This window comes from Vibrio sp. G-C-1, assembly GCF_021728015.1.
In the GTDB taxonomy this organism is placed as follows: domain Bacteria; phylum Pseudomonadota; class Gammaproteobacteria; order Enterobacterales; family Vibrionaceae; genus Vibrio; species Vibrio splendidus.
The window spans coordinates 190,700-206,270 of sequence record NZ_JAKKCR010000001.1 but is presented as its reverse complement, the minus strand read 5'-3'; the positions used below and the strand labels follow the sequence as shown (position 1 = coordinate 206,270).

Sequence of the window (15,571 nt, the reverse complement as noted above, 5' to 3'; positions counted from 1 at the left end):
CACGATGAATGAACTACTGACATGCGCTATGGAACAGAAACAACGAACAACAGTGACGAGTTTATTCGCAAGAAATGGATTCAAGATCGCGGCTACTGACTTTGATGATGTGACTTTCGAACGAGAGAGTGTGTTGGTCAATGTTCGTTTTGATGCGTCTTCAAACGTTGAATCGATTTCAATTCTAAACAACTAACGAGCTCACAAGCAGGTCGCAAAAATAATTGAATGGCCAACATTCGAGTCATTTTAGCGTATCTTGCGACCTGCCCTTTTCTACTTCATCCCCATCCTCTCTCTTCCAAAAGCCACCGAGTGACAATTAAATCAATAACTCGCAATTCCATGAGCTTGGCTTATATTTATTAATACCCTTTGAACAAAAATTCGAAATGATGCCTATGTTCCTAACTCGGTTAATTTATGTCAGTACGCTTTCCGAATGTTGTGATTCCAAAGCATTGGAGGAGATACTCGCTATCTCGCGAGATCATAATCGGCAGAGCCATTTAACGGGGCTTCTCAGCCATAATCAAAAGTACTTTCTTCAATGTATTGAAGGGTCTAGAGAGGCCGTTAACCACACGTACAATCATATTCTTAACGACGAGAGACACAATCACGTCGCAATACTTTATTTTAAAGAGATTGATAGTAGAGAATTTGGAGATTGGTCGATGGGAGACATTCCGCAGTCCAATTTAACCGAGCTGTTGAACTTACAGTTTTCAACATCTGATCAATTTAACCCGTACGAAATGTCTGGCGAAAGTGCTTACCGAATGCTTTTAGAGTTAAAGAAAAATTTGCCATCTGAGTGACAAAACTCAACTTGGAACGATTACTATAGAAGGACCTTCGACCAAATAAAGTTTTGTCATTTTGAGTTTAATAAAAGTTTAGATGTGCATCTCACCTTTTATTTTAGGACAAGAATTTAAACTTAAAAGTCCGAGTTGAGCATTTTCAATATGCTCAACTCGGACTCTTCAACAATTGAGTTTAACGCTCTTGATTAATCTCGACGACCAGTCAACTCAATCGCTTGATCTTGTATATCAATTTGGAATTTCAAACCACCAGAAGATGCTTCATTGCGACCTTGTAATACAGGTTCTGATTCAACACGTTCTACATTAGTCTTATTTGGCACAGTTAGGTTCATGTCTATTGTACCTGTGTAATTGCCGTCTGCCGCAAACGCAGTATTCATGGAAAAAGCCATAAGCCTAGTGCGATTAACTTGTTCATACGTCAACTCTGTATTTCATCATTCGTTTTTCCTTTCGATGGAGTTATTTTAGCCATCAACAACCAAACAAATGAGGAAAACCGAGATTTGCCAAATTGAAAACAGCCCTAAGAATTAGCTTTAAGGCAATTGCGTCTGTATCTCAGATAACACCTCATCTAGCCCTTCACCTAGGGCTTCAACAAGTGCTTCATAACCGGCTTCTTTCAAGGGTACTTTGGATTCGAAGTCGGCACGTGCAAGTACTGTATCTTGGTCGCTCAATACCCAAGTTCCTTTCACTTCTGCGTTTCCGGTGTAAGAGCCATTAAACTGCTCAAAGGTTATCGTCAACTCTCTTTCGGGCTCTCCTGATGTATCAGAAGTATTGACCCGCTCTTCAAGCAACCCTTCAAGATTCTCAGCCCAAACGTGTTTACGCGCAGACACCAATTCATTCTCAGACTTGCGATAAGCTATTCCGATCGTGTCGAGGTAATCCGGCAAATCAACACTAGTTTTGACCTTAAAGATGGGCTTATCCAATGTACTTTCAGGCAAGAGGTAGGCGTTAGTACCATCAGTAGGCGCAGCGCACCCCAAGAGCCCGACTGACACAACCAGTGATATAAATTGCTTTCTCATTATTCCACTCCCTTAACTGGAATCGGGTCTTCTTCTACTTCGCTACCGAACACTAACGCATTCGGTTTGTCGTTCAGCACTTTAATCAGTGGGCGAAGCTCTTTTAACACATGTTCTAACTCTTCAGATGCACTGATCAATTGCTTGTAAGCGTCGGAGTCATCATCGTAACTTTCTAATGTCGCCTCAAGTTGCTTCATGGTGTCACTCAGATCTTGTGGTAACGCTTTTGCGCCCTCACTACCCATAAGTTGATCGACACTCTTCAGGGTAGTGTCTAATGAGGCAAGCGATCCGTTTAAATTGGCGATAGTCGCGTTTAACGGTAGCTCGTTAATCTTGGTTAGGAAATCGGTGATCTGATTTTGAATTTCGGTTAGACCACCCGCGACAACCGGGAACACAGGGTAACCATCAAACTCTCTGGGTTCGTAAGTCTCCTCATCTTCATAAAAATTAATGTCGACAAACAGCGCTCCCGTGAGCAAGTTACCCGTTTTCAGTGTTGCTCTTAACCCTTCGCCCATTTGCAACTTGACGCGTTCAGCAAAGGCTTCGGCATTCACAGCTCTAAATACTTCAGAAACTCGTTCTATTTCCAGCTTGATTAAGATAGGAATGCGGTTCGAGACCTTACCATCTTTATCCATGCGAATTTGTAACGGCACCGTATCCACAGTGCCAATCCTGACACCACGATACTCCACTGGAGCCCCTTTCCTTAAACCTCGAACCGATTCTTCAAATAGCAACACATACTCGATCGATGTCGTGTACTTACCTTGTAAAACCGCGTCGTAATTGTCGTACAGAGTGTACTCTTGAAGGTTCTCTTTTATCTGCAATCCAGGCTTAATACTCTCGGCCACATCAAAGCTCACACCGCCAGTCAGGATGCTTTCTATTGACGCAAAGTTAACGTCTAAACCATTCGCACCAAACTTCACATCGATTCCAGAAGATAGCCAAAACTGCGTTTTTTCGAAAATCAGGCCATCATAAGGTGCAAAGATAAACAGTTGGTATTTACCCTCTTTCTTTTCATAGTCAAAGCTTGTTTTCTCAACCCGACCCACCACGAAGCCATGATGCAAGACAGGTTCTCCTACACGCAGTTGATTGGCCTTATTATGTGAAACCACCACACGTATTCCTTTGGTATCTGGTCCCGCGACGGGTGGTGTGTCTAATACATCGAACTTCAATTGAGACTCACTCGATTTACCCGGCTTCAACTCAATGTACGACCCCGACAAAATGGTCTCAAGCCCACTAATGCCATCGGTGCCGACATGGGGCTCAACCACCCAAAATTGGGTTTCTTTATTGATCATGCGTGAGGCTTTCTTGTCTATCTGAGCTTTGGCTATGATGTATTCGTAATTTTCACTCAGCGCGACATCCGTAATAGTGCCCACATGTACATTTTTAGACTTAATTGCTGTCTTTCCAGCTTCGATACCTGAAGCATCAGGCAAGATCAAAGTGATCTCTGGTCCGCGATTGTTGAAGTACTGAAACAACATCCAACAGCCGACCAGAACCGCGATAATGGGCACAATCCAGACCGGAGACAATTCATTTTTTTTTGATACTTTCGCATCTGACGCGCTTTGTTTTTCCATATACCCCACACCTCTACCGAGAGATTATTTCCATATAATTCGAGAATCAAAAATTATTGCCGACAACATAGTGAAAATGACGACGGCAGCAAAAGACAAAGCAGCAGGCCCAGGATAAATCGCCATCAATCCGTCTAATTGAACCAAGGCAACCAGAATGGCAACCACAAAAATATCTATCATTGACCACCGACCAATAAACTCAGTAACACGGTATATTTTGAGAAATCGAGTCGCTTCATCAACAGGTAAACCCTGAACCCTTTTTGCATTCCAATACAAGTATGCGAGCGCAATCATTTTTGCCATCGGTATAAACACACTGGCAAGCAAGATGATCAAAGCGACTGGGTATGACCCCATATTCCACAGAATGATGACACCTTCGATGATGGTTGAACCTTCACTCGTCCCGAATGCAGACGTATACATCATTGGGTATAGGTTTGCCGGGATGTAAAAAATAATGGATGTGAGTAATAGAGCCCACGCTATCTGAAGGTTTTTGGTCGGATTAAATCGGTGTAGGTGAACATGACAACGAGAGCATTGACTAAGTTGGTCATCATACAAGTGAACCTGCCCACAAACATGACAAACCAAATGCTCATGCTTTTGGAAAAGGCTACCCGTTACCGATTCATGCAACGGCTTAGGTGGGATCAATCGGTCCCAGATCCAATCAAAATCAACCAACGAAATGGTTTTGACCACCAGCATAGCGTAGATACCAAATGCCCAAAATGATATGCCCATAGAGACATCGGCTAGTGCTGCTATTTTAATCAAACTAACCAACACACCAATCAAAAATACATCCACCATGAGCCACGGTTTAACCCAGCTCAAGGTCTTTAAAATGAAGATCGCTAAACGGCTTAGGTTCGGCGAGTGGGTGCGCCTTTTTTCAGTCAACGAATAGAACCAGATCGCGCTAATCAGAAAATAAGCAGGCAGGAAAATAACGGCAAGAAATAAGAGCGCGGCAATCAGTGAATTATCTAACCTATTCATCATATCCACGGCTTGATAAAGGGTTATTTGTTGACTGATACCTTGGACGCTAAATGACATGTAGGGAAAAGTAAGACTCATCACGAGTGTGATCAAACTGGCCACTGCGTAGGCCATCACTCCTTGTCCCTTACTCGCACCGATGCTGCACAATGTATGATGACAACGAGGGCACGATGCCTCACTGCCCGAAGGTAATTCCCGGAACTGGCTGACTAACCCACATTCGATGCATGACTTGGTACAAAGATCAGACAATAACGGCACCTCTTAGCGGTTGATAAGCAACTAGACACTAAGACTAACTATAAGTAAGGGTTGGATTTTTTGCCAATATGCACCCAATTAAACAAATACAGTATGGTAGAAATGAGAGGTAGAAAGATAAAAGAAGAGATGACCAATTAGCCACCTCCTTTTAATCATTGAACGAATACAAACGGCAACGATTTAACTCGTTGCCGTAGTCACGCACTATTTACAGCGTGATCAGTTGTGATTGTTGTTTAACTGATAGAAAGTCACTTGCGCATAATCGCTGTCGTCACTTGAGTTATCTTGCAAATAGATACCTGCTTTGAAGTACATGTAGTTATCTGCATCGTCATAACCGCTGTTACTCATATCCACTTCTTTTGCCGCCAATTCCGAGCCATTTTGACTAATAGTAGTAATCAACTTGTCACCTTCGACAACAATGGAATACGAGAAAGTTTCATTGAGTGCAATACCGTCACTTGGGTTGTTAGTGCTGTTTAAGTCACCGTCAGACGTCACCATGTTACCTAATAGGTTATGCCAAGTTTCATCGCCACCGCTCAAGTTCGAGGTTTCATGAGCAAAGTAGATTGCGCCTTTGTCGTTACCTGGCAGTTTATGGTAGTACAGACGAATAGGTTCGTTTTTCTCAGCATGAATTTGGCCAATCACGATTCGGCCCACTTGTTCAGTGTTCGAAGTAGTTGTTGTCACGTGGTTGATGGCTAACGTCGCATTTAACGTCCCGTCGATACCACCAAAGTCCGACTGGTCACTCGATGGAATAGACGAAAACGCCCAGTTATTGTCTTTACCCGAAGTGGAGTAAGAGGTATCACCGCGACGAAGCATTTCTCTTAATTCGGTACGAACATATTTTGTTCCGCTAGATGTTGTCACACCTTCGACAGGTGTGTAGAACACCAAGCCACCATCACTACCGGTATAGAAGAATTGGTCTTCATAACCCGTATCAAGCGTGTTCTCTTTGATAGAAGTCGCGTAGCCATCACCTTCATCAACGGGAATGCTCACATACCAATCCAGTAAGTCGAAGTTGCCTGATGGCGGTAGGTTTGGATCGAGTCCGTAGTCAGGGCTATCGTTGCCACTGATTTCGACTTCAGTAATATTCGTCCAAACACTTTCCGCGCTGTTTTCAAAGACTTTGATACGAATCCAACGAGCTTGAACATCCGTCACATCGTAGGTTTCAAAACCAGATGTGCTGCCACTACTATATCCATAGTAAACCTTGTCCCAGCTACTTGAACTTTCATCAGCTAGCGCTCTGATCTCGAATTTATAAGTTTGCTCTTCACCTTTACCCCAAGCTATCGCGACGTCTTGAACATTTTGTACTGATCCCAGGTCGAGCACTAAATTAACGGGCGCATTCTGAGCTGACCAACGTGATGACCAATCAGTACTGCCATCAATCGTATTCGATGCTGGGTAAGAGCTGTGAGCTCCGCCCCAGTCTGATGCGGATTGAATGTTCAGTGTTTCAGCCGATACGCCATAAGTAGCCATCGCTAAAAGAACCGCGCACGACAATTGTTTGTAAGGTTTAAATTGGTGAGTTCGAGGTTTGCAAGAAGTGAGTTTGCAAGGTTTAAAGGTCATACAAGTCTCCATGATATGTTTCACGTATATTATTTATTCCATATTTTGTAGGGTGTTACCGAAGTAACGAGAACCACTATAGGACAATATTTGTACGACAAGTTGAACAAACATCACGATAATGAATTATTATATTACAAATAAATAACTATGTGACATGAACCATTCTTATACCAAACACATCATCTAATAAGACAGCATTATAACGAGAAGCTTTAAACCAAATTACACTTGAGCTTTTCCTCCAACGCTTGGATACACAGCTTGATGGCGATAGGCGTATTTGAAGCGAATGGGTTTAGCGCATAAACCGTGTTAGTGGGTAATTGAAAGCTTGGCATCATGTCGACCACCTCACCGGATAGCTGATGAAGGTAAAAGTCTGGAATAGCGCCAATACCAACGCCAGATTTGATCAAGGCGAGACAACTGTGAAAGGAGTTCGTAGTGCAGCTTGCTTGTTGTTGGTAAATAAAGTCTTGTTCATTTTGAGAAATAAAGTGATGAGTCACCTGTTTTCCCTGCCAAGAATTTGCGATGTAAGGAATAGATTCAAGCTCACGACTTCGCATGCTTTCAACACCACACAACACGTCTTTAAACTCACCCAAACGCTTTTGCTTTAGGTTGCTATCACGTGAACTGCCTACTCGAACTGCGAGATCAATATCGTGTTCCATAAAGTCTAGATGCTGATCGTCGCTTATCAGTTCTGGCTTTAACTTCGGATATTGCTTCATCAGTTCCGCAATAACAGGCGCAATCAACAAGTCCATCAACGCATTCGGTGCCGTGATACGAATCCGACCTTGCGGCTCTTCTAGCTCTGCTTTCGCCATATCCCAAGCCGATTCAGCGATCACGTTGATGTCTTTGCAACTCAAATAAAAACGCTCACCCATACTGGTCAGAGATTGCCTGCGTGTTGTGCGCTTAAGAAGAGAAGCGCCTAGCTCTTGTTCTAAAATTTTGAGGTGCTGACTGACGACAGATTTAGACAACTCTAGCTTTTCAGCCGCAGCCGAGACTGAACCCTGCTCTACGATATGAGCGAAAATCGACATCTGCTTTAGCTTACTCATCTTATTGTTCTCTTTTTACAAACAGTATTTTCTATTATCTCTGTTTTTCAAATCAATTTCCAAGACTAAACTCAATTCAACTTATCGAGATACCAAATCAAAAAGACAGTGCTCGAAGCAAGACTGTTATGGAGAAAGACAATGTTAGACAACCAAATTTTAGAAGCATGTAAGCAAGGCATTAACGCGTGGCAAAAAGCTTTCAACAGCCAAGATGCGAAAGGTTGTGCCGATCAATATACTGAAAGCTGTGTAATGGAAGCGCGTCCATTTGGTACTTTTGAAGGTCGTGAAGCGATTCAAGCATTTTGGCAAAACATCATCGACCAAGGCTTCAAAGACGTTGATTACACCGATGTTAAGTGGGAAGAGCACCCAGAAGGCGGCTACATTCTTACCGCTAGCTGGACAATGAACAAAGCGTTTGGTGTTGTACATCGTGAGCACTGGGCACTTGAAGCCGATGGCTGTGCTCGCTTAGTCAGCGACGACTTCGAAGTTCAAGGCGAACGCTAGAGCTGTAATTAAAAGCTAGAAGCTAGAAGCTCAAAAATAGAAACAGAAAACAAAAAGCCAGCAATCCAAATGGACTGCTGGCTTTTTAATGTTTGGCTCTGTCGCCTTTTCACTTCATTTGAAGGTGATTCAGTGACTCTACACAATCACTCAACACGCTCATCATTTCAAATCAAAATGTCTAGTCAGACAGAGCAAATACAAGTCAAAGTTACAGTGCTGCTTTCTTCGCTTCTGTAATCCAACCATCGAACGTGCTTTGGTTCGCTTTGATCCAACCGTTTACGTGCGCTTCGATATCCGCAGAGCTGTTCTTGCCTTTACTCATCATCATGTTCTGAGCACTTACATCATTGATGTTAAGTTTAATGATCTCGAAAAGCTTCGCTGCTGATGGGTTGTTCTTAGCAAAATCTTTGTTCGCAATAATGCGCATTGAGTTCATTTCGAAGCCGTAGTTTTTGCCGTTAGATAACGTCGTGTCCACATTCGAACGCTCGCCAGGAAGTGCTGAGAAAGGTACTTCTAACCAAACTACATCTTCGTTAGGAACCAATACGCCACTTACCCAGTAAGGTGTCCACGTGTAATAAAGGATTGATTCACCCTTTTGGTAACGAGAAATCGTGTCTGCAATGATTGCCGCGTAGTTACCTTGGTTGTGAGTCACCGTATCGTCCAATTTGAATGCCGAAAGTTGGTGTTCAATCACCATCTCACAACCCCAACCTGGGTTACAGCCTGTTAGGTCTGCTTTGCCATCACCGTCCGCATCAAACAGCTTCGCGATTTTTGGATCAGTTAACTGACCAATATTAGTGATGTTGTACTTTTCAGCCGTTTTCTTATCAATTAGGTAACCTTGAGCGGCACCGCTTACATATTGGCCTTCACGGTAGAATTTGTCATCGCCGCCCGCCATTTTGTATTTATCAGCATGAAGCGGGAACCAACCTACGGTTAGGAACGTCGCGTCACCTTTTGCGATAGAGGTGTAACCTACGTTGTAATCCACTTCTTGCGTAGATTTCACGTCGTAGCCAAGCTCTTCAAGGGCGCGGTTAACAATCAACGTTTGGAATGTTTCTTCCGCTACAGACGATTGAACTGGCTGAACTGATACACCTTCACCCGGTAAGCTTGCTGCCCACACGTTCGTTGATACTGCTAATGTAGAAACGATGCTAACTGCAAGTTTGCTCTTCCATGAATTATTCATTGGTGTTTTTCCTTAATTGTAGTTCTGATTTGTTACCGCGATTTATCGCATTGAGCACAAGAAAAACAGGGCCCATGTGGTACCAGCGTAATTTTGTATTACCTGCATTTACCCCGAGAACTTGGGTAATGCGGTCAAGCAGGATTGCTAGAATAACGATGCCGAGACCACCAACAGCGGCCAGTCCCATATCTAGACGGCCGATACCTCTCAGTACCATTTGACCTAAACCACCTACCGCGATCATTGATGCGATAACCACCATAGATAGCGACAACATCAGTGTTTGGTTCACGCCCGCCATAATGGTTGGTAATGCAAGTGGCAGTTGAATTCGGTAAAGCATCTGCTTTTTACTTGCACCGAATGAATGACCCGCTTCGATCAAATCTTCCGGTACTTGCTGAATACCTAGGATGGTTAAACGTACCACCGGTGGCAGTGCGAATATAATGGTCACTACCACACCTGGAACGTTACCGATACCAAACAACATTACGATGGGTACTAAGTAAACGAAGGCTGGCGTTGTTTGCATAGCATCCAAAATTGGGCGAACGAATTTAGCCGCCGTGTTACTTCGGGCGAGCCATATCCCCATAGGTAAACCTATCAACAGGCAGAAGAATACAGATGTCATCACCAGTGAAAGCGTAGTCATCGCTTCAGACCAAGCGCCAATCAAACCAATCATAGTAAGAGATACTGCCGTAGCAACACCCAGTTTCAGGTTTGAAAACTGCCATGCCACCAAGAACAAAATGATGAGCATAAATGGGGCTGGCGTAGACACCAATGCCGTTTCAAATGAACTTAGAATGAAATCGATAGGTACACGAATTGCTTGAAACAATGGTCGTCCGTGTTCAACTAGCCAATTCAATCCAGACTCAACCCAAGTATCAACAGGCAAAACTGCCTCTGCAAAAGGATTAAGAGGATCAAAAGGAATGGTTTCTACGGTTTCACTGCTTAGCCAATCTGCCGATGGTGAAGTGTCAGCGGCTTGACCCCAAGGATCACTTGATGGCTGAGCGGCAGGAGCAGACTGTGACCATGGGTCATTATTTGTTTGTTCAGACGACATGATCTACCCCTTATCCAATGTTTGTAGCAAACGTGACTTAGTTACCACGCCAAAGTAATTACCTTGCTCATCCACAACAGGAACTGAGTAAGGCACACCACCAACAAGGCCAAGCACGTCATTGATTGGTAAATCAGGGTTCAGCGTTAATCCATCATCGAGCTGCGCGCTCACTAATGATTTGTTCTCTTTGTGAGCTTTGCGAAGAGAGTCAATAGAAACAATGCCGGAGTAAAGGCAGCTCTTCTCAACAACGATGCCGTATTCACGGTCGTTATCCATTAAGATTTGCAGAGCGGAAGCTGGGCCGTCGTGTTCTGACTTTTTAAATACCGCAGCCGGTTTCTTACGCGCAATGTCTTTCACAGTAAGTACGCTTGCGACATTTACACCACGGAAAAAGGCTTCGACATAGTCGTTCGCTGGGTTGTTAAGAATTTCGTCTGGTGTGCCCACTTGAACCACTTCACCGTTTTGCATAATGGCAATACGGTCACCGATTCTCATCGCTTCATCCAAATCATGGGAGATGAATACAATCGTTCGTTTATCGTCATTTTGAAGACGAATCAGTTCATCTTGCATTTCAGTACGAATCAAAGGATCGAGTGCCGAGAACGCTTCGTCCATTAACAGGATATCTGGGTCACATGCCAAGGCTCGCGCTAGACCAACACGTTGTTTCATACCGCCAGACAATTCATCTGGGTACGATTCTGAGTATGCGCCAAGGCCTACGCGTTCTAACGCTTCAAATGCTGACTGTTTTCGTTTATCTACTTCAACACCTGCCAGCTCAAGGCCAAATGCAGCATTTTCGATAACTGTCATATGCGGCATCAGTGCGAAATTTTGGAAAACCATGGAGATGTTGTTGCGGCGGACTTCACGCAGTTCATCTTCTGAGATGTGGGCAATGTCTTTGCCTCGAAGAAGCACATTACCTTTGGTAGGTTCGATTAAGCGGTTAAGAAGGCGTACTAGGGTTGATTTGCCAGATCCTGACAATCCCATAATCACGAAAATCTCGCCTTCTTGAATACTAAGAGAAACATCGTTAACACCGATCGTTAACCCTGTTTCTTCGAAAATTTTGTCTTTATCCGCGCCTTCATTAATCATCGAAAAAGCACGGTCGGTATCTTCACCAAATACCTTGTACAGTCCCTTAACTTCCAGTATGGGATCCATATAATCTAATCCTTTCTTAGCTATTTTAACTTAAAAATGGTTATTTAAGCTCGAAAAACGATTAGCACTCTAAGCAATGTAGAGCTGTAAATCAAGGGGTTGCGTTCGGTAACCCTTATCAAAAACAATCATTCTGCCAACCAAAATCAAGTTTCAACATCCAGACAAAAGCCACCAAAACACTGATAATAAAGGATATTAAAACGATATAAATGCGTTCGAGATTATCTATTACTTACTGATAGATTATTGAATATTTATTTCACATTAAAACAATTAATGGGTGAAACAGACTAGAATTCAATGCAAATACTTCGTGCACAAATAATTCGAATACAAACTATTTATTGCAGTTTTAACGATATCTAAAAACTGGACATTTGCGCTTTACGGAGAGCAAAACCTCCCCTTCTTCTCTATCGATGTAACAAGAAGATCGGTATAGCTTCGGCAAGAACGCAGAGGTATTCACAACCGCTCATTTAAACCAATAGAGGGCCAGAAGGTCACTATATGAAAATAGAAATAGCCGATGGAATAAACCAAGTTTGGCACTGGTCAGATTGATAGAGTTATCTTCTATATCCAAAACATAACCCCAAGTGTGATACTTGCTGCAAACTAATGAATGTCGATTCTCTAAGCCGAACGACAACTTGTAGAGTCCTCATTGCTGAGCCATTATTTATAGAAGAAATCGACATGCTTTCCGCGATTATTAAAGAAAAGGACAAGGCGCTCGAATGATAAAAATGCTGGTGTGTGACTTTGACGGTACGCTTGATGGGGGTTCATCTCATGGGGTTAATCAGTTATTTGACTACTTAGCGGAGCAACCTGATATCCGCTTTATCATCGCGACGGGTAGAACTCTGCCCTCAATTCGGGTGGGCTTGGCATCAGATAACTACCCGAAACCACACAGTATTATCAGCGATGTGGGCACCAGAATTCATCACGATCACTCCCAAAAGCCTGATCATATTTGGCACAACCAATTAGAAGCGTCTTGGAACAAATCAAAGGTAGAGTCCGCACTGGCGCCACTCGATTTCATGGGCGAACGCTTAGAGAGCCATCAGGGTGATTACAAAATCACTTTTGAAGGGAAGCTTTCAGAGCCTCAACATGAACTGATTGAATCTAGTTTGGAGATGCACGGATTAGATGTTCACCTTACTTACTCTCATGATTGGTACTTAGATATCACACCAAAAGGCGTTAACAAGGCGACGGCGATTCACCACCTACTCGAACAACACGATTTGAGCGTTGCAGAAGTATGTGTCGCAGGTGATTCAGCTAACGACACCTCAATGCTCACCATTGAGGGCGTAAACTCGATACTGGTCGCTAACCATTACCCAGAGGTTGCTCACCTATCTGATAGAGACAACGTGTACACCAGCAGAGCAACACATGCTGAGGGTGTTTTAGAAGGCCTTAAATACTGGCAAGGGCGTGCAGCAGCGGGTAATTAGAAATAAGTAGAGGTGACCGACTGATCCCTACTTCCTATCCTTATTTCCAACCAGGAAGCCAATGTTCCTTGTCGGTTAGATCTCGCCAATTAATGGCTTCCTCTCGTTTGGTCATCACTGCTTCTATCAAGCAACGAATCACCTCCCCTTCTTCAAACTCGACCTCAGTGACCATAAAGTGCTTTTCTTTCTTTACTGGGCTAACAGCAGTCCATTTACTGCGGAGCAGTTTCTTTGGGTTAATTCGATTCATGATTCTTTCCTGCACAGTTCATTGATGTTTTATCTATAAGCTTCAAAGAGTTAAAAAGATCATTTTAAGTTGAGAAAGCCCACGACTAAAATCCAGATAAGTCATAACTAAAGTCAATAAAACAAGTCGTAGACTCGGTACAATAGCTGCCACCAGTTCAGAGACTAATCCCCATGAACCAAACAGAATTCCAGCAAAAAATAGCGAGTTTCACCGCCATAGAACAAGCGCTTGATTACTTTGAGATTGGCTTTGATAGCAAGTTTATCGACCAAAATAGAATAGAGCTTGTGAAGCGCTTCAATGGTTACCTGATCCTGTCAAAACCGGATGATTGGTTTTCTGGAAGAAGAGCGCTGAAAAATGCCTATTGTAAGGTGCAACGCAGTAAGCTGGATCGCTACACACGGTCAGCCTGTCGTGGCTGTACGACTTGCCAACGCCGCTAGTTCAAAATCAGAAAGCTTAAACGTAGATAACAAAAAATAGAGAATTGAAATAACATCTCATTACGATTTAGTTAGTGGTTTGCTCGAAAAAAAGTGTGCTAGTCTTACGGCAACTCAACTACGAGATAAAAACTACAATGAAAATTTTCAGCAATTTCGAAAGCGGCAATATTCACGTCGTTTCAGCAGATTCACCACAAAATATTCAACTGACGATCCCAGCAGACAACCAGACTGAAATCTCTCAGTGGTTTCATTTCCGTTTAGAAAGTGAAGCTCAACAAGCTCACCACTTTGAAATCGGCCAATTGGCAACATCTGCTTACCCTGATGGGTGGAAAGATTATGATGTTGTAGCATCTTATGACCGTGAAGAGTGGTTCCGTATTCCATCTCAGTTCGATGGCGATACATTAAGCTTTGATATCATCCCTGAACACGATTCAATGTACTTCGCCTACTTTGCGCCGTACTCATACGATCGTCACCAAGATCTTCTGCACAGTGCTCAAACGCACCCGGCTTGTAAGCTTGAAACTCTAGGTCACACGCTAGACAACAACGACATCACCTTGCTAACCATTGGTGAGCCAAGTGAAGAGAAGAAAAACATCTGGGTTATTGGTCGCCAACATCCAGGCGAGACTATGGCTGAATGGCTAATCGAAGGTCTGCTGCAACGCCTGCTTGATGAAACAGATACGGTCGGTCGCTCTCTTCTAGACAGCGTTGTTTTCCGCGTTGTACCGAACATGAACCCAGATGGCAGCATCCGTGGTCACCTGCGCACTAATGCGATTGGTGTAAACCTTAACCGCGAATGGCAATCACCTTCTCTAGAACGCAGCCCTGAAGTTTTCCTTGTGCGCGAGCGCATGCTAGAAACTGGCGTTGATCTGTGCCTAGACATTCATGGCGACGAAGCGATTCCTTATAACTTTGTAGCGGGTAGCGAAGGCACACCTTCATACAACGAGCGCATTGCAAAACTGGAGAATCACTTCAAGCAAGCGCTTCTGACTATCACGCCAGAATTCCAAGATGAATTTGGTTACGATAAAGACGAACCGGGCAAAGCAAATATGACCGTCGGCACAAATTGGATCGGCGAGCAGTTCAAATGTCTGGCTTACACTGTCGAGATGCCGTTTAAAGATCACATCAGCCATGCTGACGAACTTTACGGCTGGTCTCCAGAGCGCAGTGTTGCATTTGGTCACGACATGCTAGCAGCGGTTTGGGCAACAGTAGACGAGCTATAAAACGAACCATAGACAGGCTAAGCGCCTTAGTTTGTCCGTATAGTTAGTTTGCTTGCATATATAGCAAAGCCCAGCACTTGTGAAAGTGCTGGGCTTTTTAATATCGGATCTGAATGAATGACTTGGGCTTTAAGGCATCTAACTTTAAAAGCTTTTTATGCCACTCTGAGGCTAGCAAAAAATACTGGGTATCTTTGTCTAATGTGTCTTTGTTCTGACACCATATCTTTGAAGCTTGGTCCTTCTAACAACTGAACGATCACTTCATCGCCTTCTTGTCGCAGCACTGCACCACTAATATCAATGGTGTTGTTATCGTGCAGTCTTAAACTGCCCGCCATTGAGAAGCCTCGATAAACAGGAATGATGTTACGCATCATCAAGCGCACACCCTTTTCAGACACTTCGCTGACATGAAAAAGCTCATCCTTAATTCGCATCACTGGACGTGCCTTTTTTGGGTACTTCAAGCGGTAATATTTGCGTTTCTGGGTGAATAACTCTTCACTCATCTGTGACTCCCTGTCTCTGTTTATTCGGTAAAGCAATAGCCTTTAGCTTCAATTGGATTTCGAACGAACACATTCACCGAATTGATAGCTGACCATTATATCGACTTTACGAGCTAATGC

At 43.5% G+C, this 15,571-nt stretch carries 16 protein-coding genes and 1 pseudogene; 6 read left to right on the top strand and 11 right to left on the bottom strand.

All coding sequences use genetic code 11. The features are described 5' to 3' along the window. Window positions 1-4 precede the first annotated feature (4 nt). Window positions 5-196, top strand: a complete 192-nt coding sequence (locus L3V36_RS00950; protein ID WP_004734640.1) for a hypothetical protein — start codon at window positions 5-7, stop codon at window positions 194-196. A gap of 205 nt (window positions 197-401) precedes the next feature. Further along, window positions 402-821 carry a BLUF domain-containing protein gene (locus tag L3V36_RS00945; protein ID WP_017060344.1) on the top strand — a complete coding sequence of 140 codons (420 nt, stop codon included), beginning with the start codon at window positions 402-404 and terminating at the stop codon, window positions 819-821. A 194-nt stretch (window positions 822-1,015) separates the two neighbouring features. Here the strand turns inward: L3V36_RS00945 and L3V36_RS00940 are convergent. The 6 genes and pseudogenes from L3V36_RS00940 to L3V36_RS00915 all read right to left on the bottom strand — a co-directional run bounded on the left by L3V36_RS00940 (window position 1,016) and on the right by L3V36_RS00915 (window position 7,481). Beyond that, window positions 1,016-1,251: pseudogene (locus tag L3V36_RS00940) on the bottom strand (hypothetical protein). Between the two features lie 121 nt (window positions 1,252-1,372). Continuing rightward, complete coding sequence (locus L3V36_RS00935; protein ID WP_108176377.1) at window positions 1,373-1,876, bottom strand: ABC-type transport auxiliary lipoprotein family protein; 504 nt, start codon at window positions 1,874-1,876, stop codon at window positions 1,373-1,375. Then, entirely contained in the window at window positions 1,876-3,501 is a 1,626-nt protein-coding gene (gene pqiB, locus L3V36_RS00930; protein ID WP_102495846.1) for an intermembrane transport protein PqiB, read from the bottom strand. Before pqiB ends, L3V36_RS00935 begins: the two co-directional genes overlap by 1 nt. A gap of 24 nt (window positions 3,502-3,525) precedes the next feature. Then, a complete protein-coding gene (locus L3V36_RS00925) occupies window positions 3,526-4,782 on the bottom strand; it encodes a paraquat-inducible protein A (protein ID WP_133147012.1) in 1,257 nt (418 codons plus the stop codon). A 222-nt stretch (window positions 4,783-5,004) separates the two neighbouring features. Further along, a complete protein-coding gene (locus tag L3V36_RS00920; RefSeq protein WP_208774046.1) occupies window positions 5,005-6,399 on the bottom strand; it encodes a polysaccharide lyase family 7 protein in 1,395 nt (464 codons plus the stop codon). Window positions 6,400-6,614: 215 nt separating this feature from the next. Next, entirely contained in the window at window positions 6,615-7,481 is an 867-nt protein-coding gene (locus tag L3V36_RS00915; RefSeq protein WP_208774044.1) for a LysR family transcriptional regulator, read from the bottom strand. 141 nt (window positions 7,482-7,622) lie between these two features. Here L3V36_RS00915 and L3V36_RS00910 point away from each other — a divergent pair, with 141 nt between their 5' ends. Next, on the top strand, window positions 7,623-7,997 hold the full coding sequence (locus L3V36_RS00910; RefSeq protein WP_029222090.1) for a nuclear transport factor 2 family protein: 375 nt from the start codon (window positions 7,623-7,625) through the stop codon (window positions 7,995-7,997). Between the two features lie 211 nt (window positions 7,998-8,208). Here L3V36_RS00910 and proX read toward each other — a convergent pair whose 3' ends face one another. From proX to proV, 3 genes are read right to left on the bottom strand one after another with little or no spacing between them, the layout of a single operon-like run. Beyond that, entirely contained in the window at window positions 8,209-9,216 is a 1,008-nt protein-coding gene (gene proX, locus L3V36_RS00905) for a glycine betaine/L-proline ABC transporter substrate-binding protein ProX (protein WP_208774042.1), read from the bottom strand. Beyond that, complete coding sequence (gene proW / locus L3V36_RS00900; RefSeq protein ID WP_102446931.1) at window positions 9,209-10,303, bottom strand: glycine betaine/L-proline ABC transporter permease ProW; 1,095 nt, start codon at window positions 10,301-10,303, stop codon at window positions 9,209-9,211. Before proW ends, proX begins: the two co-directional genes overlap by 8 nt. A gap of 3 nt (window positions 10,304-10,306) precedes the next feature. After that, window positions 10,307-11,494: a glycine betaine/L-proline ABC transporter ATP-binding protein ProV gene (proV, locus tag L3V36_RS00895; RefSeq protein ID WP_102446932.1), complete on the bottom strand. Its 1,188-nt coding sequence runs from the start codon at window positions 11,492-11,494 to the stop codon at window positions 10,307-10,309. Between the two features lie 743 nt (window positions 11,495-12,237). Between proV and L3V36_RS00890 the strand changes: the two genes are divergently transcribed. Beyond that, on the top strand, window positions 12,238-12,975 hold the full coding sequence (locus L3V36_RS00890) for an HAD-IIB family hydrolase (RefSeq protein ID WP_102446933.1): 738 nt from the start codon (window positions 12,238-12,240) through the stop codon (window positions 12,973-12,975). A 40-nt stretch (window positions 12,976-13,015) separates the two neighbouring features. Here L3V36_RS00890 and L3V36_RS00885 read toward each other — a convergent pair whose 3' ends face one another. Continuing rightward, entirely contained in the window at window positions 13,016-13,228 is a 213-nt protein-coding gene (locus L3V36_RS00885) for a TIGR02450 family Trp-rich protein (RefSeq protein WP_017093192.1), read from the bottom strand. A 173-nt stretch (window positions 13,229-13,401) separates the two neighbouring features. Here L3V36_RS00885 and L3V36_RS00880 point away from each other — a divergent pair, with 173 nt between their 5' ends. Further along, entirely contained in the window at window positions 13,402-13,677 is a 276-nt protein-coding gene (locus L3V36_RS00880; protein WP_004734654.1) for a nitrogenase-stabilizing/protective protein NifW, read from the top strand. Window positions 13,678-13,814: 137 nt separating this feature from the next. Continuing rightward, complete coding sequence (locus L3V36_RS00875) at window positions 13,815-14,939, top strand: M14-type cytosolic carboxypeptidase (RefSeq protein WP_004734655.1); 1,125 nt, start codon at window positions 13,815-13,817, stop codon at window positions 14,937-14,939. Window positions 14,940-15,094: 155 nt separating this feature from the next. On the opposite strand, the gene L3V36_RS00870 is transcribed toward L3V36_RS00875, so the two are convergent. Further along, window positions 15,095-15,451: a hypothetical protein gene (locus L3V36_RS00870; RefSeq protein WP_004734656.1), complete on the bottom strand. Its 357-nt coding sequence runs from the start codon at window positions 15,449-15,451 to the stop codon at window positions 15,095-15,097. Window positions 15,452-15,571: the final 120 nt, after the last annotated feature.

Bases quoted from the DNA above. Each gene is read 5' to 3' on its own strand.
- L3V36_RS00950 (WP_004734640.1), top strand. From the start codon at position 5: ATGAATGAACTACTGACATGCGCTATGGAACAGAAACAACGAACAACA.
- L3V36_RS00945 (WP_017060344.1), top strand. From the start codon at position 402: ATGTTCCTAACTCGGTTAATTTATGTCAGTACGCTTTCCGAATGTTGT.
- L3V36_RS00935 (WP_108176377.1), bottom strand. From the start codon at position 1,876: ATGAGAAAGCAATTTATATCACTGGTTGTGTCAGTCGGGCTCTTGGGG.
- pqiB (WP_102495846.1), bottom strand. From the start codon at position 3,501: ATGGAAAAACAAAGCGCGTCAGATGCGAAAGTATCAAAAAAAAATGAA.
- L3V36_RS00920 (WP_208774046.1), bottom strand. From the start codon at position 6,399: ATGACCTTTAAACCTTGCAAACTCACTTCTTGCAAACCTCGAACTCAC.
- L3V36_RS00915 (WP_208774044.1), bottom strand. From the start codon at position 7,481: ATGAGTAAGCTAAAGCAGATGTCGATTTTCGCTCATATCGTAGAGCAG.
- L3V36_RS00910 (WP_029222090.1), top strand. From the start codon at position 7,623: ATGTTAGACAACCAAATTTTAGAAGCATGTAAGCAAGGCATTAACGCG.
- proX (WP_208774042.1), bottom strand. From the start codon at position 9,216: ATGAATAATTCATGGAAGAGCAAACTTGCAGTTAGCATCGTTTCTACA.
- proW (WP_102446931.1), bottom strand. From the start codon at position 10,303: ATGTCGTCTGAACAAACAAATAATGACCCATGGTCACAGTCTGCTCCT.
- proV (WP_102446932.1), bottom strand. From the start codon at position 11,494: ATGGATCCCATACTGGAAGTTAAGGGACTGTACAAGGTATTTGGTGAA.
- L3V36_RS00890 (WP_102446933.1), top strand. From the start codon at position 12,238: ATGATAAAAATGCTGGTGTGTGACTTTGACGGTACGCTTGATGGGGGT.
- L3V36_RS00885 (WP_017093192.1), bottom strand. From the start codon at position 13,228: ATGAATCGAATTAACCCAAAGAAACTGCTCCGCAGTAAATGGACTGCT.
- L3V36_RS00880 (WP_004734654.1), top strand. From the start codon at position 13,402: ATGAACCAAACAGAATTCCAGCAAAAAATAGCGAGTTTCACCGCCATA.
- L3V36_RS00875 (WP_004734655.1), top strand. From the start codon at position 13,815: ATGAAAATTTTCAGCAATTTCGAAAGCGGCAATATTCACGTCGTTTCA.
- L3V36_RS00870 (WP_004734656.1), bottom strand. From the start codon at position 15,451: ATGAGTGAAGAGTTATTCACCCAGAAACGCAAATATTACCGCTTGAAG.